Source organism: Corynebacterium sp. 51B, assembly GCF_008930785.1.
GTDB lineage: Bacteria > Actinomycetota > Actinomycetes > Mycobacteriales > Mycobacteriaceae > Corynebacterium > Corynebacterium megadyptis.
Window position 1 is genome coordinate 1 of record NZ_PQMK01000008.1, and the last position, 23,155, is coordinate 23,155.

Sequence of the window (23,155 nt, forward strand, 5' to 3'; positions counted from 1 at the left end):
GCATACAGGGGAGGGGGTTAGTCTGGCGGGGGGTGTTCAAAAAGTTTCAATAGAACCTGTCGTTATACTTAAAAAGTACTTTTTTACTGTCCGAGCTAACGTGCGGGCTCTTTAGCGAGAGGCGGCCACGCTGTGGTTTGCCCAGCGTGGTGCCGGTAGGACATATGTCATATTCGTATCGCAGATAGTGGGAGGCCCGACGAACAGTGTCAGGTGAACTGGAGCAACAGCTCGCCCCGCTGGTCGCGCCCGCTGCTGATGGGGATAACAAAGCTCTACAGGAAATTATTCGGCTGATTCACCCTTTGGTGACTCGCTATGTGCGGGCGCGTATCTCCCGCAGCCAGTACCCCTCGCCCGAGGATGTGATCCAGGATGTGTGCCTAGCGGTGGCTACCGCGATACCGAACTATAAGGACCATGGGCGCCCCTTCATGGCCTTTGTTTATGGAATCGCTTCCAATAAAGTGATCGATGCGCATCGGGCCATGGGTCGTGACCGATTACACCCCACCGATGAGGTTCCCGACACCGCAGATCGCTCGATGAATCCCGAAGATGTAAGTCCAAGTCTCGACGGTAGTAACGAGGTGAGGGCCTTGCTCGATCTATTAAGTGATAGGTCTCGCGAAATCCTTGTACTCCGCCTCTTTGTGGGACTGAGCGCAGAGGAAACTGCGGAGGTTCTGGACACCACAGCAGGGGCAGTACGCGTGGCGCAACACCGAGCGCTGAAGCAGCTGCGTAAGAAATTTGAAGGAAGCACACGATGACATCTCGTTCTCATGAAGATCCGAGGGATCTGTCTGTGCAGCGCGATGAATTTTTTCAGTGCGATGCGTTCCTCGATGAACTCGCCGCCGGCGCTGATCCCAGCCATGGCTCGGATCCCCTCGCCGTGGCCCTCGCGGGCATGCGCGAGGAAGTGCACAGCGATGCCGCCAGCGATGCGGTGCCGGATATTCGCGCGCTGCTGGACCAAGCGGCAGACAACGACACCACCACCACGGATTCCACCGCTGCGCCGGTGGCCTCGATGGCAACGCATCGCGCTCGGCGGCTCCGGCCGCAGCAGCCGCGCCTGATGGGCATGGTCGGTGGCGCCGCGCTCGGCGCCGTGGCTGCCAGCGCCATGATCGTCGTCGGCGGCACCACCGTCTACAACGCCCAGCCTGGCGGCCCCCTGTGGGGCGCTCGCGTCGCCGTCTTCGGCGAGCCCCAGACCGATATGGTGCAGCTCGCCTCCACCCTGGAGGAGGCCGATGAACTGCGCGAGCGCGGCGATGTGGAAGGAGCCAAGCGGCTCATTGCCCAGGCCCGCGAGTTGATTAACTACCTCGATGAACGTGATCGGGAGCTCGCGCACCGCCGCGTGGAAGAAGCCCAGCGCACCGTCACCATGACACCCGCCGCGCCGCGCCCGTCCACGCGTACCTCCACGGTGACGGCCACGGTCACGCAGCCGAATTCCTCGGCGAGCTCGCAGTCCTCGAAGCCCAGTGCCACGACGGAGACCACCACCGCGACCGAAACGGTCACGGAAACGGTCACCGAGTCCCATGAGTATGGCGAGACCACCCGACCGGAGCGGGCCAGCCGCGAGCCGAAGGCCGTGGACTCGCCGTTGGCCCCGGGCGAGCGCTCCCTCGAGGTGGACACCAAGGAGTCCAAGGACGACAAAGAGAAGTCCGTGGTGGAGCACCTGATGCACGATGGCGGCCCCGAACTGCCTGACGCCGTGCGCGATCAGCTCTAAATACTGTCTGGCTATGACAACAGGCCCCGCCATATGGCGGGGCCTGTTGTGATGTGTGGGAGCTTAGCGCCCGAAACGGCGGTGGGTGATACCGTCGAGAAAGCCCATGCAGTACTCCCAGGGGGCATATTCATCGGGATTGGGGTTGGCGCTCGGCTCGTGCACCGGCGGCAACTCCTCCTGCAAGGTGGCGTGAATATTGGATTGCATCATCTCCCAGTCGCAATAATGGGGGCGATCGCAATCCTCACAGAAGTAAACGATGCCCTTGATCCCGCGGGGAGCGAGATGGGTGCGAAACTCCTTAACCAGCGTGAGATCCTGATGCAGGCCGGTGCGCTCGTCCTCGCTCAGGGGCGCAAAGGGCTCGTCCTCATCCAACAGACGGGCGGGGTCGTTGGGATCGCCTTCAAAGGGATCGCGTGGCATCTCAGAGAAATTCACATCGTTCAGGGTATTGAGTGTGCCCTCATTAATCAACTGTCATCCTCCGCTCAGCAATCGGGCATCCCCAGCGCCTCCCTCTGCCACGAGTAGGGGTAGCAGGGGAGAAGTGTTCTCAACTCTGAGGCGGAGGGATTAGTGTTGAAGGCACCTGTATCTGCACCGTGCCGGTGAGCGTGGCCGCGAGGTGGCGTCGATAAGCATCGAACGCACCGAAGACGGTGCCGCCGGGACAGCGACGGGCATACGCGCGACTACGAGGAGGATCTTTCAAGCAGATGAATAACGAGCGAGTGACAACCGGCGGCGATGATCCTAATAAGGTGGCCTTGGTGGGGCTGACCTTTGATGATGTGCTGCTTTTGCCCAATGAGTCCAATGTGATCCCCTCCGAGGTGACGACGTCCGCGCAATTGACGCGCAAGCTGCGCCTGCACATTCCGGTGGTGTCTGCGGCTATGGACACCGTCACCGAGGCCCGCATGGCGATTGCCATGTCCCGCCAAGGTGGCATGGGCATTTTGCACCGCAACCTCTCCATTCAGGATCAGGCCGAGCAGGTGGAGCTGGTCAAGCGCTCCGAATCCGGCATGGTCTCCGACCCCGTCACCTGTCGCCCCGATCAGAGCATCGGCGAGGTGGATGCGCTGTGCGCCCGCTTCCGTATCTCTGGTCTGCCCGTGGTGGACGATAACGGCGTGCTGCTGGGCATCTGCACCAACCGCGATATGCGCTTCGAGCCGGACTTCAACCGCCCGGTCGCCGAGGTCATGACCCCGATGCCGCTGGTGGTGGCCAAGGAGGGCGTGAGCAAGGAAGAGGCACTGCACCTGCTCAGCGCCAATAAGATCGAGAAGTTGCCGATCGTGGACAATGACAACCGCCTGGTCGGTCTGATCACGGTCAAGGACTTCGTGAAGACCGAGCAGTACCCGCACTCCTCCAAGGATCAGCGCGGCCGCCTGCTGGTGGGCGCAGGCATCGGCACCGGCGATGAATCCTGGCAGCGCGCCGGGGCATTGGTGGATGCCGGCGTGGATGTGCTCGTGGTGGACTCCGCCCACGCCCACTCCCGCGGCGTGCTGGAGATGGTCTCCCGCGTGAAGAAGGAATGGGGCGAGACCGTCGAGGTGATCGGCGGTAACTTGGCCACCCGTAGTGCCGCGAAGGCCATGATCGAGGCCGGTGCGGACGCCATCAAGGTGGGCATTGGCCCGGGCTCTATCTGCACCACCCGCGTGGTCGCCGGTGTGGGCGCCCCGCAGATCACCGCCATCATGGAGGCCGCCACCGAGGCCCACAAGGCCGGCGTGCCCATCATTGCCGATGGCGGCATGCAATACTCCGGCGATATCGCCAAGGCCCTGGCCGCCGGCGCCTCGACCGTGATGCTCGGCTCGATGCTGGCCGGCACCGCCGAGGCCCCGGGCGAGATCACCGTGGTCAACGGCAAGCAGTACAAGATGTATCGCGGCATGGGCTCGCTGGGGGCGATGCGTGGCCGCGGCCTCTCCGGCGAGCAGCGCTCCTTCTCCAAGGACCGCTACTTCCAGGCCGATGTGAAAAGCGAAGACAAGCTGGTGCCGGAAGGCATCGAGGGGCGCGTGCCCTTCCGCGGCTCGATCGACTCCATCACCCACCAGCTGGTGGGCGGGTTGCGCGCGGCCATGGGCTACACCGGCTCCTCCAGCATTGAGGAGCTGCACGACGCGCAGTTCGTGCGGATCACCGGTGCTGGGTTGCGCGAGTCGCACCCGCATGACATTCAGATGACCGTTGAAGCTCCGAACTACTACCAGCGCTAAGATGAGGGCTCTAGGCACACGACCTAGGGCCTTTCTTCTTGACCCTAGGCACCTATACGCCCCCGACATAGACGGAAAGTGAATACCAAAGACTATGCGTGACATCGTGGAAATCGGCATCGGCCGGGAGGCCCGCCGCACCTACTCGCTCGCTGATATCGGGCTTGTGCCCGTGCGCCGCACCCGCTCCTCCAAGGACGTGGACACCACCTGGCACTTCGATGCCTACAGCTTCGATATTCCTTTCCTCTCCCATCCGACAGACAGCCTCGCCTCCCCGGAGTTCGTCAACGCCATGGCGGAGAACGGCGGGCTGGCCGTGATCAATGCCGAGGGTCTGTGGGGCCGCCACGCTGATCTCAAGGGAGCCATCGCGCAGGTGGTGAACACCGAAATGGAGCAGGGCTCCGAGGCCGCGGTGGCACTGCTGCAGCAGCTCCACGCCGCGGAACTGGACATGGATCTGCTCACGGAGCGCATCCGCGAGGTACGCTCCGGCGATGCCACGGTGGCCGTGCGCGTCTCCCCGCAGCATGCCCGCGAGCTTTCCCCGGTGTTGGTGAAGGCCGGCGCCGAGATCATCGTTATCCAAGGCACCATTATTTCCGCAGAGCATGTGGAGACCGGCGGCGAGCCCTTGAACTTAAAGGAGTTCATCGGCACCCTGGATGTGCCGGTGATCGCCGGTGGTGTGAGCGATTATCACACCGCGCTCCATCTGATGCGCACCGGCGCCGCCGGTGTGATTGTGGGCGGCGGTTCTAATACCAATGACCTCACCGTGGGTATCCACACCCCGATGGCTTCTGCCATCGCCGATGTGGCTGCGGCGCGTCGTGACTACCTCGACGAGACCGGCGGCCGCTATGTGCACATCATCGCGGACTCCGATGAACTGGTGTACTCCGGCAATGTCGCCCGCGCCATGGCCTGCGGTGCCGATGCGGTCATGCTGGGCAGCCCACTGGCTTTTGCCACCGAGTCTGCCGCTCCCGGCTGGTTCTGGCCTTCGGTGACCGCACATCCCCGGTTCCCGCGCGGCATGGTGCAGCAGGTGGGCTTCGGTGGAGATTCCGAGGGCAGCGACTTGGTACCGCTGCAGACTCTGCTGCACGGCCCCTCCAGCTCCTGCTATGGCTCGGAGAACTTCGTCGGTGGCCTGCGCCGCGCCATGGCCAAGTGCGGCTATTCGGATCTGAAGAGTTTCCAAAAGGTGGAGTTGATGGTGCGCAATTCGCCGCTCTGATGCTGTTCGAACGGATCCGCCATGAGCTTGGCGCAATGACATGATCCCATTACGGACTATGGATAAAAGCGACGACCCCATGGTAGAGGCGCGAGATTGAAGTCGGCCTAGGACTCCGGTCCACGATGCGAGAAGATGACTCTTGTGATCCACGGCGATCGAACAAACGCACGCGAGCCAAAAACTCACGAGAGACAGCCTCGATTGGTGGTGCCCTTAGCGCTCAATGGGAGTGCCGGTGGGATACACTGTGGCTGCATATGAGCCTAGTGATGACCTCGAGTCGTGAGCTGCTGGTTGCCGCATGTGAATCATGGTTGCGTCATCCAGCCGCAATGCACCGGTGAATATGTGAACCGAATAATAGTTATGAACATGCTCTCGCATGTCGTCGTACGTTCGATATTGGTTGATAAAAAGCTGTTAATTCGGTTTACCGAGGCGTAGACAGGAAAGGGCTACACAGACCACCAATGCTCGCCGGTTCTTCCTCGCTAGGCGAGGATCTAAGGAATGCTAGATTGAGGAATCATAGTGTTGGTGAGCAAAATTTATCGTGAGAACCTGCTGTAAGCGTACTGCTATAAATACTCGGGGAAGCGCAGATAAACTCTTGGCAGTGGGTGTGTTTTTTATATTGTTCCTGGTGACCATGGGAGGGGGCAGCGTGTGCATACCACGACACCCCGCTCAAGTGCGGGCACAAGCACGACTTTGACGCGGGGTGTGTGGGAGGAGGGGCTAGCACAAATAGATCACACGCAATAGATGGGCCCTAATGCTTCCCCAACCAATCGATGACCTTATCCATAGCCTCGTGTTTGGCAGGCTCATTGAGTACTTCGTGCATTTGCCCTTCCCAATAGATTAGCTCCTTGTCTTGGGAGTTAATGGCGTTGTACCAGTCTTGTGAGAAGTATGGCGGCACGAGTCCGTCGTGGGTGCCATGCATGATGAGGGTGGGAGTGGTGAACAGGTCAGCATTAACGGCATCGTAGAAGCTCGCAAAGGCCATTTGTTCCGCCATACCGAGACTGAGCTTCTTGTTCACCAGTGGGTCGGTCTGGTACTCGGCGGCCACGGCTGGATCGGAGGCTACCCCGCCAGTGAAGGCGTTAGGCACTTGGAGGATATCGGTGCCGAGGGGCGAAGGCATATGAATGTCAGTTCGGCCGGGGATCATTTCGTTGAGCATGTGGGCGTTGAAAGTTGTCAATTCACGCAATGGCACACGCTCGAAGATGCTCGGCTGAGAGTTCCGCTGCTTCTCGGTGATCGCCTCTGGGGTGATGGTCTGGCCAGGGTTGTTAACTCCAGAGAAATTGAATGGTGCGCCGCCGCCGTTTGTCACAAACGCATCGATCTGGCCGGGGTACTTGATGCCATAGAACTGAGCCGCAAGTGCTCCCATGGAGTGACCGAGCATATAAGTCTTCAAACCAGGGTTTTCAGACTTGGCTTTCTGTACCAGCTGGTTCATGTCATCAACGATGTAGTGGAAGTCGTCAATGTGGCCGCGTACCACTTTGTTGCCTAATTCGGGAAGAGCGGACTTGCCGTGGCCTCGATGATCGAGCCGATACACGTTGTAACCGGCGTCAATTAGGCGGTCAGTTACGTACTCATAGCGGCCTGAGTGCTCAGCGGCGCCGTGGATAACCACGACGGTGCCTTTCGCGTTGGGATGAGTTTGAGATTTCCACCAGATTTTGGTGCCTTTCCCATCGTTGCTGGTCATGTAGCCTTCGTTGACCTGAACCTGGGACTGTACTTCGGTCTGAACATCGGCCGCATAGCTTGGAGAGGCCATGGCGATGGGTGCCGTGAGAGTCGCCAATGCGGTGACGGCGGCGATGAAGGTTGTGTGCTTAGAATGCACGTTTTCCTCTTTTCCATAGAATGTCACGGGAACAAAATTCTATTTGCCCCCTCTAGGGGGTGATGCAATGTACCTTGAGTGAGCGACGGAGACGTCGTAGGTACAGATCTTCGGTTTGTGCACTGTGGCACGCGTTGAAGTATGGCGACGGCGAACTGGCGGTAGCTTGGGGTGCTGACGTCAGCGCTTGTTACGTATCCGTAAGTCTAGGGGGGTTAGCTGGGGTAATCAAGGAATGTCCAGCGCAATTGTTGTTAACGGGGTGGGTGTAGTATGGCCCTTTTTAATGTTGTAGACAAAACAGTTGGATGTACCCGTAGTGATCTGCGCTATAAAAACACTGGTTGCTGACGTATTTCATACTGAGGTTGATATGTTTAATGGGGTCATGTTGGGCAGGTACTACGTCATATGACTAGGAAGGAACGGGGGTAAAAATGCATGTGAGAAATTGCAAATGTAAGCGAGTGTGGGTGTCCGATTGTCTCAGCTTGTGCTAGCGGAGTAATTTCAACGCTCAAAAGCTGGATCTTCACACTGAGAGGGGTCGTCGTCTGGGTTTTGCATGCTTCGTTCGCACACAGCGAGGATAGACATGCTGAAGGCGCGTGAGATCACTCGGACGTGTGGCTGGTGAGACTCGACTAGGGGGAGCGGTCGAGAGTATTGGAGTTTCTGGGGTGAGTGTGATCAGCATGGTTGATCTGAATGTCAAGCAGAATGCTCGAATTGGTATTGGTTATCTGCGGGGATTGAGCCGTTGAGACGAGGTGGTCGGGGCCACCGGTTCTTGCTGGACTGGGGCCAGCAAGAACCGAGCCTCTGACGACCACATAGAGCGTCCCAGCGCCATCAAGTCTTAATGCTGGTGGATAAGTGGTTGCAATTCTCCCGTTGCGACCTCCGAGGCAAACGTCTGTTGGGATTCTCGGCCTACTCGATTTGCCTTGCGCTAGTGAGTTGCAAGCTTGGCCTCATCGCAATGCCAGAAGGGAACGTTGGGAAGGTGGGCGTCGAAAAGCGCCTGCGGGGGAATGCACTAGAGTAATCAGTCATGAGCGAGCAGACTAAGAAGCAAAAACCGGCCGAGCGCGCAGATGATGTGCCTGAGCAGTTGCGAATCCGTCGCGAGAAGCGCGAGAAGCTGCTCGCCGAGGGGCGCGATCCCTACCCCGTTGAGGTAGACCGCACCATCTCTATCACGGAACTGCGTCGCCAGTTCTTTGTGCGCAAAGACGATGCCGGCGAGGCCCCGGAGGGGGCGCGAGTGCTGGAGGTCGGGGAAGAAACCGACACCGAGGTGGCTATCGCCGGGCGCGTGATCTTCGTCCGTAATACCGGCAAGCTGTGCTTCGCCACCCTGCAAGAGGGCAGCGGCGAGACCATGCAGGCGATGCTCTCGCTGCGGGAGGTCGGCGAGGACGCCCTCGCCAGCTGGAAGCAGGACGTGGACCTGGGCGATATTGTCTCCGTGCGCGGTCGGGTGATCGCCTCCAAGCGCGGAGAGCTCTCCGTGATGGCCGCGCGCTGGCATATGGCGGCCAAGTCCCTGCGCCCGCTGCCGGTGGCGCATAAGGAGATGAGCGAAGATACCCGCGTGCGCCAGCGCTATACCGACCTCATTATGCGCGAGCAGGCCCGCCGCAACGCCATGACCCGCATTAAGGTCATGCGCGCGCTGCGCCACCACCTCGAAGGCGAAGGCTTCGTGGAGGTAGAAACCCCGATGCTGCAGACCCTGCACGGCGGCGCCGCGGCGCGTCCTTTCGTGACCCATTCCAATGCCATGGACATGGATCTTTATCTGCGTATCGCCCCGGAGCTCTATCTCAAGCGCTGCGTGGTCGGCGGCCTAGAGCGCGTCTTCGAGGTGAACCGCAACTTCCGCAACGAGGGTGTGGACTCCTCCCACTCGCCCGAGTTCGCCATGCTGGAGACCTATCAGGCGTGGGGCACCTACGAGGATGGTGCCCGCACCATCCGCGAGCTGATTCAGGCCGTGGCCATGGAGGTCTTTGGCTCCACCACCGTTACCCTCGCCGATGGCACCGAGTACGATCTCGGCGGCGAGTGGAAAGAAATTGAGATGTATCCCTCGCTCAACGAGGCGCTGCAGCGGAAATTCCCCGGCCAGCCCGAGGTCACCATCGACAGCAGCGTCGAGGAGCTGAAGCAGATCGCCGCAGCGATCGGCCTGGATGTTCCGGCCACCGGCGGCTGGGGCCACGGCAAGCTGGTCGAGGAGATCTGGGAGCTGCTCTGCGAAGATCAGCTGCACGGCCCGATCTTCGTCAAGGACTTCCCCGTGGAGACCTCGCCGCTGACCCGCTCCCACCGCGAGAAGCCCGGCGTGACCGAGAAATGGGATCTCTACGTTCGCGGCTTCGAGCTGGCCACCGGCTACTCCGAGCTGGTCGATCCGATCATTCAGCGGGAGCGCTTCGAGGACCAGGCCCGCCTGGCCGCGGATGGCGATGATGAAGCTATGGTGCTGGACGAGGACTTCTTGGCCGCCATGGAGCAGGGTATGCCGCCGACTGCTGGCTGCGGCATGGGCATCGATCGCCTGCTCATGGCGCTGACCGGCCTCGGCATCCGCGAGACCGTGCTCTTCCCGATTGTGAAGCCCGAGCTCTAAAAACTCGCTGCCGAACAGAGACGCACCCGCCGGTGACGCTTAGGGATTCTTCCCGAGGCGCAGCCGGCGGGTGCGGTATATAGCAGGGGCTCTAGGAGCGCTCGCGATTGCCCGCCTGGGCGGCCGCGGCGCGCTTCTTGCGTTCGCTGCGGGCGGCGCTCCATACCGCCGCGGCGGCCCGAGCGTCGCGCAGCTTCACATGCGGCAGATAGCAGCGCGACACGGCGAGGCCGATGGCGGGCAGGGCGGCGGGGTCGTCATAGCAGAGCAGCCAGGAGTGCTCCACCGGCTTGAACTTGCGCTTGAAGGCGGCAAGGGAACGGAAGCCATAAAGCGGCTCGAGAACTCTGCCGAGTTCATTGAGCATCATGCCCAGCAGGCTGGAGGTATCCCCGCCAGAGAGCGGAGCTCCGGAAAGCGAGACCCACGTCAGCTGCGGCCCATAGATATCGGGGGCGGTGGTGATCGCCTCGGCGATAAGAAACTCCACCACGGGCCGAAAACCCTCGCGATCTCGACGCATGAAATCCAGGGTGATGCCGACGATCTCGCCATTGTGGCGCACCGGCAGCCAGCTGGTGACACCGTGCACATGCATGGTGTCATCCACGGCGATCAGCAGCTTCACCTCATCATCGATGAGCTCTGATACCGAGCCCAAAGTAAAGCCCATCTCCGGCAGGGCCTTTTCCGAGACCCATTGCTCGCTCAACGCGTGGATCTGGGAGCGAATCACAGGATTGGCCTGGGACCACGTGGTCCACTCATAGCGGATATTTTCCTTCACGGCGCGGTTGCGGGCGGTGCGCACATCCTGGAATTTCTTGCCCTTGAACTCGATGCCCACCTCGACCACGGACTCCTCGGCCACGTGCAGGGAGGAATAATGTGCGGCGCGGGTAGAGGCGAACTCGTCATTCACCGAATACCACGCCACCCGCCAGCCTTGGGCGCGGGCATAAGTCTCGAACTCATCGGCCACGCTCGACAACTCGGCAGCATCCAGCACCACCGGGGCGCCGACGGTGACCGCGATGGAGCCGTGGACACGATAGGCCACATAGCCGCGTTCCGCTGCTGCGAGCCAATAGGAATTATGCGGCCAGGTGCCCATCCACGAAATATGGTCGCCGGTGCCCTCGTCCAGGATGCGGCGCACTGCTGGGGGCACGGTCGATGGGGCGGGGGAGGTGAATAGCCGCCACAAGATGATCGCCGCGGCCGTCCAGAAGATCACTGGGGTCCACTCAAAACCGAGGCTCTCAATGCCCGATTCTGGAATAAGTGGTGCCGGGGAGAACCGGGACAAGACCGGAGGAAGGAAGCGCCACGGCAGCTCGCGCAGGCCGGTCATGGTGGGCAAGATCGCGAGCCAGAGCGCCGCAAGTGCCACGGCGAGACCACCCATGATGGCCAGGGAGCGCACCATAGCCTGGCGCGACCCCGCCGAGGTGAACCACTTCCTTTGGGCAATGAGGGCGAGCGCCTGCACCACGAAGGGCGCCCACGCGATACCGAGGTGCGAGGAAGCGGCGATAATCACGCCGGCGGTTGCGATAAGGAGCACGATAGTGCCGTAGAGAGCGCGGCGGCGGCCGCGGGCAAGGCCGTAGCAGAGCACGCCAAAGACGAGGGCGATGGCCACATTGCCGAGGAAGGGCGCAATACCAGCATTGTTCACGGAGGATGCCGCGCTCATACACGCCGCGCTATGGCGGGCATGGGCGCAGACCTCTTCCGCCGAATCCAGCGACCACGCAGGAGAGGTGACGAAGAGTCCGAGGGAGGAAAATACGGCATTGCTGTGCGGGTTCATGGCCGCCAAAAAGGGGCCGATGGCCACGGCGAATACCGTGATTGCGGAAATGCGGCGCTTTTCTCGCACGGTAGCCTGCCAGTCCCAATGGCGGGCCGTGAGGATCCCGCAGCCGGCCACCGCGATCGCGATCGCCACATCCTGCAAGGTGCCGGAATAGAGGAGCAAGACCACCGCGATCACGACGGAGAAGAACTGCACGCGGCGGCGCCACACCACGGTATAGCGGGTGGCGGCCAGCATGCTCACAGCCAGCAGCCACACTGCGGGGGTGAGAATGGTGCCCGTGGCGATGCCGCGGGCCCAGCCGGAGTGCGTGGTCCAGAGCTCGCCGAGGGTCACCGCAGTGCCGACGGCGAGGGTTTGGGACAGGATTGCGGCGAGCACATAGCGCCAGGTGCCGAGGGCGCGCTCGGCGGGAATGCCGAGCAGCAGAAGGCCCAGGGTGGCGGGAACCAGGCCCTGCACCGTTTGGGTGCTGAGCCCGCTGATGGCCACCTTTTCCAAATAGCTCTCCGGGCCGAAGACGGCGTTGATCCCCACCAGGTGGATAATCCAGGCGCAGGCGATCATCACGAGGGTGACGGGGCCGGAGACTGCATAGCTGAACAGCCGGCGCCGCAGCAGCGTCAGCAGGGTGGGGGGCGCTGCTGTCGCGGCGGTTGTCGAGTCAGCAGACGTGGCGTCGGGCGTAGGTGTCATGTCAGTCCCCCTCGTTGAGCAATAAATTCAAAATCGTTGGTGATGGCCGCGCGCCATACCTGCCAGGTGTGGCCGCCGGGATATTCCTGATAGTGGCTATCTACCCCGAGGGAACGCAGTTGGGAGTCGAATCCCTGCATCGCCTCCTGGGCATCGTGATCGCGCTCCCCGGCAGCGAAGCGGGCGGCGCGCCCCCGATAGGCCGTGGAGTTGGCGTCCATCGCGGCGCGGAGGATATCCCGTGGATTGTGGGCGGCGAAGGCCTCCTCGCTGCCGTCAAAGAGCTGCTGCACGGTTTGTTCATGATTGCCCACCGAGGGCTCCGCCTCCCCGGAGTAGTCCAGCACTGTGCCGAAGGCATCGGGGTGGCGGGAGAATATCTGCAGTGCACACGTGCCACCATAGGACAGCCCGCCGATGCTCCACCGGCTGCGATCTGGGGTGGCGCCGAGGGACGAGAGCGCATAGTTCGGCACGGTGGTGCGCAGATAGTCCTCGACCTCGCCGACACACTTCGGGGCGCCCGCAAGGGCACCGGTGGCATCGACACTCAAAATCAGCGGGGCGGCGCCATTGTGCCGCTGCTGGAAAGCATCGGCTATGTGCGTCAGCTGGCCGGTGGTGAACCACTGGGGTGGCGATCCGGGCGAGCCTGGCATAAGCATCAGCACCGGTAGCTGCTCGCCGGAGAAGAAGGCCGGGGGTAGATAGGCCTGGGCGGGGCGCGGCTGGTAGCCGCTGCCGCTGGGGATGTCGATGCTGACGAGCGCGCCGATGGTCTCGCCATCCTTATTCTTCGGGGCGGTGTGCTCGGCACGCATTGCTTCCGCCTCGCTCATGGACATCCGCGCCGCATGCGGCCGCGGATCCAAGGCGCCGAGCGTGGGATAGACCTGATAGGCGGTATTGGCTACCATCAGCGCCCCGACCAAGGCGAGCGCTGCGAAGGGAAGCAGCAGCACTCCCCGCCGCCGCGGCCGGATCGCCAGGCTCGCCAGCGCTGCCACGAGTATAGCCACCGCCACTCCGCCCGAGAGATAGATCTCGGTGGGGATGTGATCGGGGAAGGGCCGCCAGATCTTTTCCAGCCCGATCCATATTCCGAGGGGGACAAGCGCGCCCGTTGCCAGGGCGATGAGCCCGACCCGGCGGTGCAGCCGACCTCCACGCAGCAGCAGTATCGCTGCGGCCACGAGCGCGCACACCAACAGCGCGATACTCACCGCGGCTGCCTTGTGGGTCGTCAACGGCACCGCCGTGAGTGTTCTCCACACTGTTGTCATAGTCGGAGACACTAGCCCGTGCTGCGCCGTTGCCCTAGTTGCTCCGCAGGTCTGCTACCCCCTGTGTTTCTTTATTCAAAACAAATGGAAAATCCCAGCTCAGGGTAGTGTGTGGGGGTACTGGGGAGGGGTAATCTGGAGATCAGCTGTGAACCTGCTAGCGGCTTGCTGAGGACTTGTACCCAAAATGCTCACAACACACCGCCGCTCAGGGCCGAGCGTGTCCTAACTGTCATCAAATATGTGGCTGATCTCACCGTGGCGAGGGTAGGCACAGGTGGGTGGAAGGCCCCGCCGCGGCTGGCTGGGGGCTACTACGCTTAAAAGGCGAGACATGCGCCCGCCGCTCGCTGAGCTGCGGCGCCCCAATGAATGTAGCGACGAAGCGAGGCAGGGCCCACGCCATGGAACCGAAGAACCGGCTGAACCACGATGAACACAAGGTCCAGAGCAATATTTCTCGGGTCCGGGCCCGCCCCTTCCGCCTCACCGAGGATCGCGTGACCCTGGCCCATGGCTCCGGCGGCAAGGCCTCTGCCGCGCTCGTCGAGCAGGTATTCCTCGACGCCTATGGCAACCCGATTCTCTCCGCCGGCGGCGATTCCGCCGTGGTGGCCGCCGACTCCATCATTCGCGACGCGGGCAGTGCGGTGGCGATGTCCACCGATTCCTATGTGGTCAATCCCATCGAGTTTCCCGGCGGATCCATCGGCGATCTCGCCATCAACGGCACAGTCAATGATCTATCGGTGGCAGGTGCACAGCCCGCGCTGATCTCGGTGGCTTTTATCTTGGAAGAGGGGCTCGAGATCGCGGTATTGCGCCGCATTGTGGAGGATATGCGCGCCGCCGCCGATGCCGCCGGGGTGACCATCGCCACCGGCGATACCAAGGTGGTGCCCAAGGGGGCGGGCGACAAGCTCTACATCACCACCGCCGGTATCGGCACCATCCAGCCGAATCTGCAGCTCGGCTCCGAGCAGGTGCAGGTGGGAGACCGCATCATTATCTCCGGCCCCATCGCTGATCACGGCATGGCCGTCATGCTGGCCCGCGGCGATCTGGCCATTCACGCCCCCATCGAGTCCGATACCCGGGCCCTCAATTCCGATGTGCAGGCGCTTATCGACGCCGCCCCGCAGGTGCGCTGGATGCGGGATGCCACCCGCGGCGGTGTGGCCACCGTGCTCAATGAGCTTGCTCGTTCCACCGGCCTCGGAGTCGCCATCGACGAGCAGGGGGTGCGGGTGCGGGATATGACCCGCGCCGCCTGCGACATGCTGGGCATCGATCCGCTCTATGTGGCCAATGAAGGGACCTTTGTCGCCGTGGTTCCGGCGGCGCAGACCGAGGCGGCGCTGCAGGCACTCCATGCCGCGGGAGCGCCCGAGGCCGTGGAACTGGGGCAGGTCGTGGAAGAACCGGCCGCCTCGGTGGTGCTACGCACCGGCTTCGGTGGCACCCGCATGGTGGACATGCTGGTCGGGGACCCATTGCCCCGCATTTGTTAGCCGCGCCGCCACGGCCTGGCCGAGGGAGAGCCCACCATCATTGGCGGGCACCACGCGGTGCTCCTTCAGCCCCGGCAGCGCCCGGCGCAGATGCCCGAGCAGCAGGCGGTTGAGGCCACAGCCACCACTGATACCCATCACTTCCGCCCCGGTCTCGGCGGCAATGCGGCGCATCTGGGTGGCAAGAACCTGCGCCAGCCCGTGGTGAAAACGCCAGGCCGCGGTCGCGGCGTCAGTGCCGTCCAGGGCCTCCTGCACCAGCTCGGGGATGGTGCTGGCCGTGGAGGGCAGCTGCTCGCTGGCGCTGCGGGCGCAGGTTTCCAGCCGCAGCGCGGCATGGGCCTCAAAGCTCTGTTCCGGGCAGAGGCCAAGCATGGTGGAGATGGCGTCGATAAGCCTGCCTGCCGAGCTGCACTCCACCGCCCCATATCCGGTGCGCAGCTGGGCGTCGACGAGCTCCCGCTCTGCTGCGGGCGCGGGCAGCGGCGGGCACTCGAGGCCATAGGCGTGGCTGAGCCCGACGGCGATTCGCCAGGGATAACGGACCGCGCGGTCACCGCCGAGAAGCGGAAAGCGGGGGATATGCCAGGCGCGGCTGCAGCCACGATCAGGGGAGTAGCTGAGGATTTCGCCGCCCCAGATCGTGCCGTCGAGGCCATAGCCGGTGCCATCCAGGGTGGCGATCACCGCCGGCTGATCGAGAAGCTGTTGTTCGGCGAGCAGCGAGAGCGCGTGGGCGTGGTGATGCTGCACCTGCACCACAGGCAATCCGGTGCGCTCCGCCCACGCCGTGGTCGCATAGTTCGGGTGCAGATCGCAGGCCACCAGCTCCGGCTCAGCGCGACGCATGCTCAGCAGCTGTTCGACGGCGCGCTCAAAAGCCTGCTGGGTCGCCCAGGAACCCATGTCACCGATATGCGCGGAAATATGGGCGGTCTCGCCGATAAGCAGGGTGAAGGTGTTTTTTAGTTCCCCGCCCACGGCCAGCACCGGCGGCGAGGACTCCGCGCCGGGCAACGAGAGCGGCAGCGGCAGCGGCGCCTTACCGCGCGAGCGGCGCACCGGCAGCAGCCGATCATGGTGGGCAAGATCCACGGAATCCTCCACTGGGACGTGGATCGGCCGGTCGTGCATCACCCACCCATCGGCCATTCCTGCGAGCTGGGTGCGGGCGCGATCATTCTCGAAGCAGAGCGGCTCGCCGGAGATATTACCGGAGGTGGCCACCACGGGGCGATCCACGAGCAGGGCGTGCAGCGGGGTATAGGGCAGCATGATGCCAATATCCGTATTGCCCGGGGCCACCTCGTTGGCGAGATCATAGGTGGCGGCCTGCGGGGCGATCACGATGGGATGGGCGGGCTGAGACAGCAGCGTCGGGTCGATCTCTGCGAGGTGTTCGACCTCGGCGAGCGGCGCCATCACGGCGAAGGGCTTATGGGGCCGCTGCTTCCGCCGGCGCAGCCGCGCCACACTGGCTGAGTTGCGCGCATCGCAGAGCAGGTGGAACCCGCCTAGGCCTTTGACCGCCAGAATCTCGCCTGCGGCCAGCCACTCGGCGGCGCGGGTGAGATCGCCCTCCACCTTGTGGCCCTCGCGCTCCAGCCAGAGCTGCGGGCCGCAATCGGGGCAGCTGATGGGCTGGGCGTGATAGCGCCGATCCAGCGGGTCGGCGTATTCGGCGGCGCAGCGCGGGCACATGGGAAACTCCCGCATGGTGGTGCGGGGGCGGTCATAGGGCAGGGACTCGATTATCGATAGTCGTGGGCCGCAGTTGGTGCAGGTGGTGAAGGGATAGCGGAAGCGCCGATTATGCAGATCCACCATATCGGCCAGGCACTCTGGGCAGACGGCCACATCTGGTGGCAGCAGGGTAGGGGTGGCGCCGGAGTGCTGCGAGGCGACGATGCGAAAGCCGCGTTCTGCAGGGCGCAGCGGTAGCGCGGTGATGTGGTGCTGCTGCACCTGCGCCAGCGGTGGCAGCTCGTCGAGGACGGCCTGGAAGAACTCCGCGAGGACCGCTGGGTCGCCCTGGGCCTCGATATAGACGGCCGAGTCGGAATTGCCGCAGAACCCGGTGAGTGGAAAGCGCGCGGCACACCGGGCGACGTGGGGTCGAAACCCGACGCCTTGTACCACCCCGAGAATCTCGGCGCGCCTGCGCTCACTCACCATATCCCCGATAGTAGTAGCGGCTGCTAGATTCGATCACGTGCACGAAGTCGCTCTATCCACCCAGCTCGCAGCAGTGGTGCGCCGCGCCGCCGCCGGCCGCCGGGTGCGCGTGGTCCATCTCGAGGTGGGGCAACTGCGGCAGGTGGTGCCCGCCTCTTTCGAGTATGCGTGGCGCTTCGTCTCTGCCGGCACCGAACTCGACGGCGCCCAGCTCGACACCCGCTGGATTCCGGTGCGGCTGGGATGCTCCTGCGGTTTCCACGGCGAGATGGGCGCCGAGCTGAACCTGTGCTGCCCCCGCTGCGGTGAGCCCGCCGAGATTCTCTCTGGGGAGGAATTCCGGGTGGTCGATATCGAGGTAGAGGGGCCGGCCACCGCGCTAAGCTGAGGGCATAGCCACTTTCTGCTAGCAGGTGAAAAGAGAAGAACAATGGGACGATTCCACCGGCACGACGATGGCACAGTGCACAGCCATGAGCACGGGCATAGCCATGAGCACGCGCCCGATTCGGCACCGGGCAGCGAGCACGATTTCGGAGATCACTCAGCCTATGACACTGGGCGCGAGCGTATCTCGGTGTTGGAGGACATCTTCACGGAAAATGACCGCTGTGCCGCCGATAACCGCGCCGCCTTTGACGCCCACGGTGTCGAATGCATCAACCTCATGAGCTCCCCTGGCGCCGGCAAAACCACGGTTCTGCAGCGCAGCCTCGCCGCCCTCGCAGGCCAGGTGCGTATCGGCGTGATCGAAGGAGACATTGAGACCTCCCTGGACGCGGATCGGCTCCGCGGCCATGGCGCCCAGATTTCGCTGCTCAACACCGGCCACGGTTTCGGCGGGGAGTGCCATCTCGACGCCCCCATGGTGCACCGCGCCCTGCAGGGGCTGGATCTCTCCCAGCTGGATCTGGTGATCGTGGAGAACGTGGGCAATCTCGTCTGCCCCGCCGAATTTGCGGTGGGCGAGCACCGCAAGGCCATGATCTTCTCCATCACCGAGGGCGAGGATAAGCCGTTGAAATATCCCGTGATGTTTAAAGCTGTGGACGCCATCGTGATGAACAAGATGGACCTCGCACCCCATCTCGACTTCGACATGGAGCTATTCCGCTCCAATCTGCGCTCCATAAACCCGCATGCGCCAGTGATCGAGATGTCCGCCCGTACTGGAGAGGGCCTGGAGGACTGGTTGGACTGGCTCCGGCCTAGCCCCGCCTAAAGCGGGTGCTGGAATAGGGTCGCTGCACCTTTTGGGGGTAGAAGACCACAGCGCTGCGCACTGTAGCCGGATAAAAATGTGAATTACTCCATCACAGAGCGCAGCAATTCCCCCAATAAACAAGGTATGCCTACTATTGGCTACGCTTCCGTAGAAATCCCGCACGCTTGACTAAAGCGCCTACATTGCTATTCGCATAGCCGGAGAAGCGCCGCGGGTGTGAGATATGCCCTGCGCAAGGTCCTGAAAGGGCGATGGTGTGGTTGATAAAATCGATGCTGGACTATCCGCGTGACAATGTGGCTGCGCATCGCCGCTTCCTGTGTCTGTTTCAACGGTGAGATTAGCGACTTATCACAACACATTCATGCCACGCGGCAAGCGAATGGTTAAAGATAAGGGCACCATATATGCATCTGGCGAATAGTTGGCAAGGAAAAAACCTTCGAGAAAATCTGGAAATGCGCGGGGTGCCGCGACGTGACTTTCTCAAGTTATGTGGCGCTATGGCGGGAGTATTTGCCACCGGCGTTCCAGTAATGAGCGGATTTGAAGCCCAGGCAGAAGAAATTGCCGAGAAACTAGGCAACGTCGAAAAGCCCAATGTGGCGTGGCTGCAGCTGCAGGAATGTACCGGCTGCATGGAATCGCTCATCCGTTCCGGCGGCACCACCGTCGAAGACATGGTGCTGGATCTGCTCTCGCTGAATTACAACGAGCTGCTCATGGCCGCCTCCGGGCATGGGGCGGAGAAGGCGCTCGAGGATATGCGCGGCGAACCCCATATTTTGGTGGTCAATGGTTCGGTGCCCACCAAGGAAAACGGCATCTACTGCATGATCGGCGGCAAAACCTCGGAGCAGGTGCTGCGCGAGGCCGCCGAGGGGGCCTCGGTGGTGCTCGCCGTCGGGGCCTGTGCCGTCTATGGCTCGGTGCAGGCCGCCCGCCCCAATCCCACGGGCGCGGTGGGCGTGGAGGAGATCATCACCGATAAACCGGTGATTAATGTCTCCGGCTGCCCGCCGATCGGCGAGGTTATTACCGCCACCATCACCTACCTGCTCACCCACGGCGAGCCGCCCAAGGTGGATGCCGAGGGGCGTCCGCTCTTCGCCTACGATCAGCGCATCCACGATTCCTGTCCCAAGCGCCCCCACTTTGATGCCGGGCAGTTTGTGAAGACCTTCGACGATGAAGGTGCCCGCAATGGCTGGTGCCTCTACGAGGTGGGCTGCAAAGGCCCCTCCACCTTTAGCCCCTGCCCGATCGTGCAGTGGAATATGCGCTCCGGCTGGCCGATCGGCGCTGGCCACCCGTGTATCGGCTGTACCGAAAAACACTTCTTTGACAAGTTCACCCCCTTCTACGAGGAGCTGCCCAATGTGGGCGCTTTTGGCGTCGAGTCCTCTGCGGAGAAGGTGGGCTGGGGCCTGGTAGGTGCCGGCATTGCCGGGGCGGCCGTGCACGCCGGTATCACCACGTTTAAAACAATTCCGATCCGCTCGGGAGATAAGGACGAGGAGCTGCTTGCGGCCTTCGGTGATCTTCCCGCTACTGGTGGCGCGGCCGAGGAGACGGCGTCGTCACGCGCCCACCCCGCCCCCGAGGCAGGGCCGGCGGAACCGCACACTAAGGAAGGTAAGTAAATGGCAGAGCGCGTTGTCATTGACCCCCTCACTCGTATCGAAGGGCACCTGCGTATCGAGCTGGAGCGCGAGGGGGAGAAGATCACCAACGCCTGGTCGGAGACCACGCAATTTCGCGGCATCGAGGAAATCGTCGAGGGCCGCGATCCGCGTGATGTGTGGGCCTTTGTGGGCCGCATCTGCGGGGTGTGCACCGGCGTGCACTCGATCGGATCGGTGGTGGCGGTAGAAGACGCCATCGGCTCCACCGTGCCCAAGCAGGCGCGACTGATTCGCGATCTGGTGCTGGGATCGCAGGAAGTACACGATCACGTGGTGCACTTTTATCACCTGCACGCCCTGGACTGGGTGAATGTGGTCTCTGCGGCCGAGGCGGATCCGAAAAAAGCCGTGGAGTTTGCCGCCTCGATCGGATCGACGTGGAAGAACAATAGCGAAACCACCTTCCAGAAGGTGAAAGAGACCATCCAGGGCGTGCTGGATTCCGGCCAGCTCTCCATCTTTAGCAATGGCTACTGGGAGCACCCCGACTATCGCCTGCCGCCGGAAGCGAATCTCATGGCGGTCTCGCACTACCTTGATGCGCTGCAGTTCCAGCGCTCGATCATCCGCATTAATACGGTCTTTGGCGGCAAGAACCCGCACCCCAACTTCCTCGTCGGCGGGATGGCGTGCTCGATTGACCCCAATAAGTCCGAGACCGTCAACCAGGTGCAGCTCGATCAGGTGTCCTCCTGGATCGATGAGATCCTCGAGTTCGTCAACGACTGCTACTACCCAGATGCTGTCGCGATCATGGGGGCCTATAAGGACTACTTCGATATTGGCGCGGCGGCCCCGAACTTCCTCGCCGTCGGCATGGCGGGGGCCACCTATGGCGGCGATCCCACCGGCCGTCCCGTGTCCTCCTTCCACCCCGATATTCGGCCCGGCGTGATCCTCGACGGCGATTACTCCACCCTGCACGAGCTGGACCCAGCCAAGATCACTGAGTTCGTCAGCAGTGCGTGGTTCAGCTATAGCGAGGGCAAAGACGTGGGGCTGCACCCCTCCGAAGGCGAAACGGTGGTGGACTACACCGGGCCGCAGCCACCCTATGAGTGGCTCGGAGATAGCGAGGAATACACCTGGTCGAAAGCACCCCGCTACGATGGCCGCCCCACACAGGTCGGGCCGGTCGCGCGGGTGCTGCTGGCCTATCTGCAAAAAGAACCCACCACCACCCGGCTGGTGAATGAGGCCATGAAGGCGCTCGACATTCGGGTGGAGCAGCTCAACTCCACCGCCGGGCGCACCTTCGCCCGCGCCGTGGAGGCGATGACCACCGCCGAGGCCCTGGCGGATACGATTCTGCCCGCGTTCATCGACGGCCTGCGCCGCGGTGATATCGACGTCTTCGACTCCTCCACCTGGGAGCCCTCCAGCTGGCCGCAGGAATGCGAGGGATTCAGCATGCTGGAGGTAGCTCGCGGCACGCTCGGCCACTGGGTGCGGATTAAAGACGGCAAGGTGGATAACTACCAGGCGGTGGTGCCCACCACCTGGCTGGCGGGCGGCCGCGATGCCCGCGGCCAGATGGGCCCCTATGAACACTCTCTCGCCCATGGCGGCGAGCACCCGTTGGTCGATCCGAAGCAGCCGCTGGAGCCTTTGCGCACCATTCACTCCTTCGATCCGTGCATGTCCTGCGCGGTTCACGTGCTCGACCCCGACGGGGAGAGCGTGATGGAGGTGATGACGCCATGACCACCCTGCACACTCCGCACGGTTCGGGCCGCGGGGCCGAGTCACACTCGACGAAGCGCGGCAGCCAGGGCCCAGGGCGCGTGCTGCGCCCGACTCGGGCCTATTCGGTGGGGCACTATTCCAGCGGTCGGCTGCTGGCCTTGGCCGCGGTGGGGCCGCAGGACAGCACCGATCCCGTGGAGCGGGCGCTCCGCACCTCGCTGCACGTCAATCGCCCCGATATCGACCAGGCGGAGCTGACGGCCGTATCTTTCGACGCGGCCAGTACCGAGCGCCCCTATTCGCTGGCGGTCTGTGACACGATCACGATCAATAAAGAGCACCAGACTCGCATGATTATGCGCGGCGACTATGAGGCGGTGCTCGAGCAGTCGCAGCTGTCGAACGAGGAGCGCGCCCCACTGTTGCAGACCGTCAAGACGGCCCGCCGCAAGGGCGAACGCCTCCTCGGCATCGCCACCGCCCACGTGGATGACGATGGCCAGCCCGGCCCCTTCCGCTTTCAAGGCGTGGTGGGGGTGAAGGTCGAGGACAAAGACCGCGCGATGAAGGATGTGCGCGCTAATCCCAACCAGTGGGTGCGGGTGAATCTGTGGACGGTGCCGCTTCGCCTGCAGCACTGGGGCAATGTGGCGCTCATCGTGATCCTCTCGGTCACCGGCTATTTCATCATGAACCCCGGCCTGCTTCCCGCCCAGCAACCCGGCGGCGATCCCGGCTATCTCATGGGCTGGGTGCGCTATATCCACTTCGTGGCCGCGTTCCTCTGGTTGCTGCTGGGCTTTACCCGCTGCGTGATCTGGGTGACCTCGCGGCACCGCCAGCTCCGGTGGCGGGCGATGTGGCCCATTCGTTCCAAACGGGACCTGCATGGGCTGGTGGGCACCCTGAAGTACTATCTCTTCCTGCAGAAGCACCCGCCGCTCTATCTCACCCACAATCCGCTGCAGCAATTCGCCTATACCGCGATCTATCTGCTCTGCCTTTTCCAAATGCTCAGCGGGCTCGCGCTCTACGGGCTCTATAACCAGAACTCGATCATCTGGTCCTTCTTTAGCTACCCGGTGCACTGGACCGGCATTCCCACCATGCGGCTCATTCACGCCATGATCATGTTCATCGTGTGGATGTTCGTCTGGATTCACGTCTATCTCGCGGTGCGGGCGGACTCGGTCGAGCGCCATGGCGGCGTCTCCTCCATGATTAACGGCGGCGTGTGGCTGCGCCGCGGAGCCCAGCCCTATGACGCCCCGGAGATCGGCTAGTGGCGGCGCCGGTGACCGTGG

At 62.7% G+C, this 23,155-nt stretch carries 16 protein-coding genes; 11 read left to right on the forward strand and 5 right to left on the reverse strand.

Annotation, left to right across the window (positions count from 1 at the left end; genetic code table 11):
- Nucleotides 1–206 precede the first annotated feature (206 nt).
- Both GBB14_RS09430 and GBB14_RS09435 read left to right on the forward strand, forming a co-directional pair.
- Nucleotides 207–773, forward strand: coding sequence for a sigma-70 family RNA polymerase sigma factor (locus GBB14_RS09430; RefSeq protein ID WP_151529864.1), 567 nt, complete (start codon nucleotides 207–209; stop codon nucleotides 771–773).
- Nucleotides 770–1,756 carry a hypothetical protein gene (locus tag GBB14_RS09435; RefSeq protein ID WP_151529863.1) on the forward strand — a complete coding sequence of 329 codons (987 nt, stop codon included), beginning with the start codon at nucleotides 770–772 and terminating at the stop codon, nucleotides 1,754–1,756. Before GBB14_RS09430 ends, GBB14_RS09435 begins: the two co-directional genes overlap by 4 nt.
- A 63-nt stretch (nucleotides 1,757–1,819) precedes the next feature.
- Here GBB14_RS09435 and GBB14_RS09440 read toward each other — a convergent pair whose 3' ends face one another.
- Nucleotides 1,820–2,200: a DUF5319 domain-containing protein gene (locus tag GBB14_RS09440; protein ID WP_192796109.1), complete on the reverse strand. Its 381-nt coding sequence runs from the start codon at nucleotides 2,198–2,200 to the stop codon at nucleotides 1,820–1,822.
- A gap of 278 nt (nucleotides 2,201–2,478) precedes the next feature.
- Between GBB14_RS09440 and guaB the strand changes: the two genes are divergently transcribed.
- Nucleotides 2,479–4,005, forward strand: a complete 1,527-nt coding sequence (gene guaB, locus GBB14_RS09445; protein WP_151529862.1) for an IMP dehydrogenase — start codon at nucleotides 2,479–2,481, stop codon at nucleotides 4,003–4,005.
- Nucleotides 4,006–4,099: 94 nt separating this feature from the next.
- Nucleotides 4,100–5,251 (forward strand): GuaB3 family IMP dehydrogenase-related protein, encoded by a 1,152-nt coding sequence (locus tag GBB14_RS09450; protein ID WP_151529861.1) that lies wholly within the window; start codon nucleotides 4,100–4,102, stop codon nucleotides 5,249–5,251.
- A gap of 775 nt (nucleotides 5,252–6,026) precedes the next feature.
- Here GBB14_RS09450 and GBB14_RS09455 read toward each other — a convergent pair.
- Entirely contained in the window at nucleotides 6,027–7,157 is a 1,131-nt protein-coding gene (locus GBB14_RS09455; protein WP_225976614.1) for an alpha/beta hydrolase, read from the reverse strand.
- A gap of 1,027 nt (nucleotides 7,158–8,184) precedes the next feature.
- Between GBB14_RS09455 and lysS the strand changes: the two genes are divergently transcribed.
- On the forward strand, nucleotides 8,185–9,768 hold the full coding sequence (lysS, locus tag GBB14_RS09460) for a lysine--tRNA ligase (protein ID WP_151529860.1): 1,584 nt from the start codon (nucleotides 8,185–8,187) through the stop codon (nucleotides 9,766–9,768).
- A gap of 91 nt (nucleotides 9,769–9,859) precedes the next feature.
- On the opposite strand, the gene GBB14_RS09465 is transcribed toward lysS, so the two are convergent.
- The gene (locus GBB14_RS09465; RefSeq protein WP_151529859.1) at nucleotides 9,860–12,286 is read right to left on the reverse strand and encodes a bifunctional lysylphosphatidylglycerol flippase/synthetase MprF; all 2,427 of its coding nucleotides are present in this window, start codon (nucleotides 12,284–12,286) and stop codon (nucleotides 9,860–9,862) included.
- The gene (locus tag GBB14_RS09470; RefSeq protein ID WP_151529858.1) at nucleotides 12,283–13,569 is read right to left on the reverse strand and encodes an esterase family protein; all 1,287 of its coding nucleotides are present in this window, start codon (nucleotides 13,567–13,569) and stop codon (nucleotides 12,283–12,285) included. Before GBB14_RS09470 ends, GBB14_RS09465 begins: the two co-directional genes overlap by 4 nt.
- A 404-nt stretch (nucleotides 13,570–13,973) precedes the next feature.
- Here GBB14_RS09470 and hypE point away from each other — a divergent pair, with 404 nt between their 5' ends.
- Complete coding sequence (hypE, locus tag GBB14_RS09475) at nucleotides 13,974–15,080, forward strand: hydrogenase expression/formation protein HypE (RefSeq protein ID WP_151529857.1); 1,107 nt, start codon at nucleotides 13,974–13,976, stop codon at nucleotides 15,078–15,080.
- On the opposite strand, the gene hypF is transcribed toward hypE, so the two are convergent.
- A complete protein-coding gene (hypF, locus tag GBB14_RS09480; protein WP_151529856.1) occupies nucleotides 15,009–17,255 on the reverse strand; it encodes a carbamoyltransferase HypF in 2,247 nt (748 codons plus the stop codon). The two genes, hypE and hypF, sit on opposite strands and share 72 nt — an antisense overlap.
- Nucleotides 17,256–17,292: 37 nt before the next feature.
- Between hypF and GBB14_RS09485 the strand changes: the two genes are divergently transcribed.
- The 5 genes from GBB14_RS09485 to cybH all read left to right on the forward strand — a co-directional run bounded on the left by GBB14_RS09485 (nucleotide 17,293) and on the right by cybH (nucleotide 23,134).
- Entirely contained in the window at nucleotides 17,293–17,643 is a 351-nt protein-coding gene (locus GBB14_RS09485; protein WP_151529855.1) for a hydrogenase maturation nickel metallochaperone HypA, read from the forward strand.
- Nucleotides 17,644–17,685: 42 nt separating this feature from the next.
- Complete coding sequence (gene hypB, locus GBB14_RS09490) at nucleotides 17,686–18,477, forward strand: hydrogenase nickel incorporation protein HypB (RefSeq protein WP_151529854.1); 792 nt, start codon at nucleotides 17,686–17,688, stop codon at nucleotides 18,475–18,477.
- A gap of 410 nt (nucleotides 18,478–18,887) precedes the next feature.
- Nucleotides 18,888–20,123, forward strand: a complete 1,236-nt coding sequence (locus tag GBB14_RS09495) for a hydrogenase small subunit (RefSeq protein WP_151529853.1) — start codon at nucleotides 18,888–18,890, stop codon at nucleotides 20,121–20,123.
- The gene (locus tag GBB14_RS09500; RefSeq protein WP_151529852.1) at nucleotides 20,124–21,869 is read left to right on the forward strand and encodes a nickel-dependent hydrogenase large subunit; all 1,746 of its coding nucleotides are present in this window, start codon (nucleotides 20,124–20,126) and stop codon (nucleotides 21,867–21,869) included.
- The gene (cybH, locus tag GBB14_RS09505) at nucleotides 21,866–23,134 is read left to right on the forward strand and encodes a Ni/Fe-hydrogenase, b-type cytochrome subunit (protein WP_151529851.1); all 1,269 of its coding nucleotides are present in this window, start codon (nucleotides 21,866–21,868) and stop codon (nucleotides 23,132–23,134) included. Before GBB14_RS09500 ends, cybH begins: the two co-directional genes overlap by 4 nt.
- Nucleotides 23,135–23,155 lie beyond the last annotated feature (21 nt).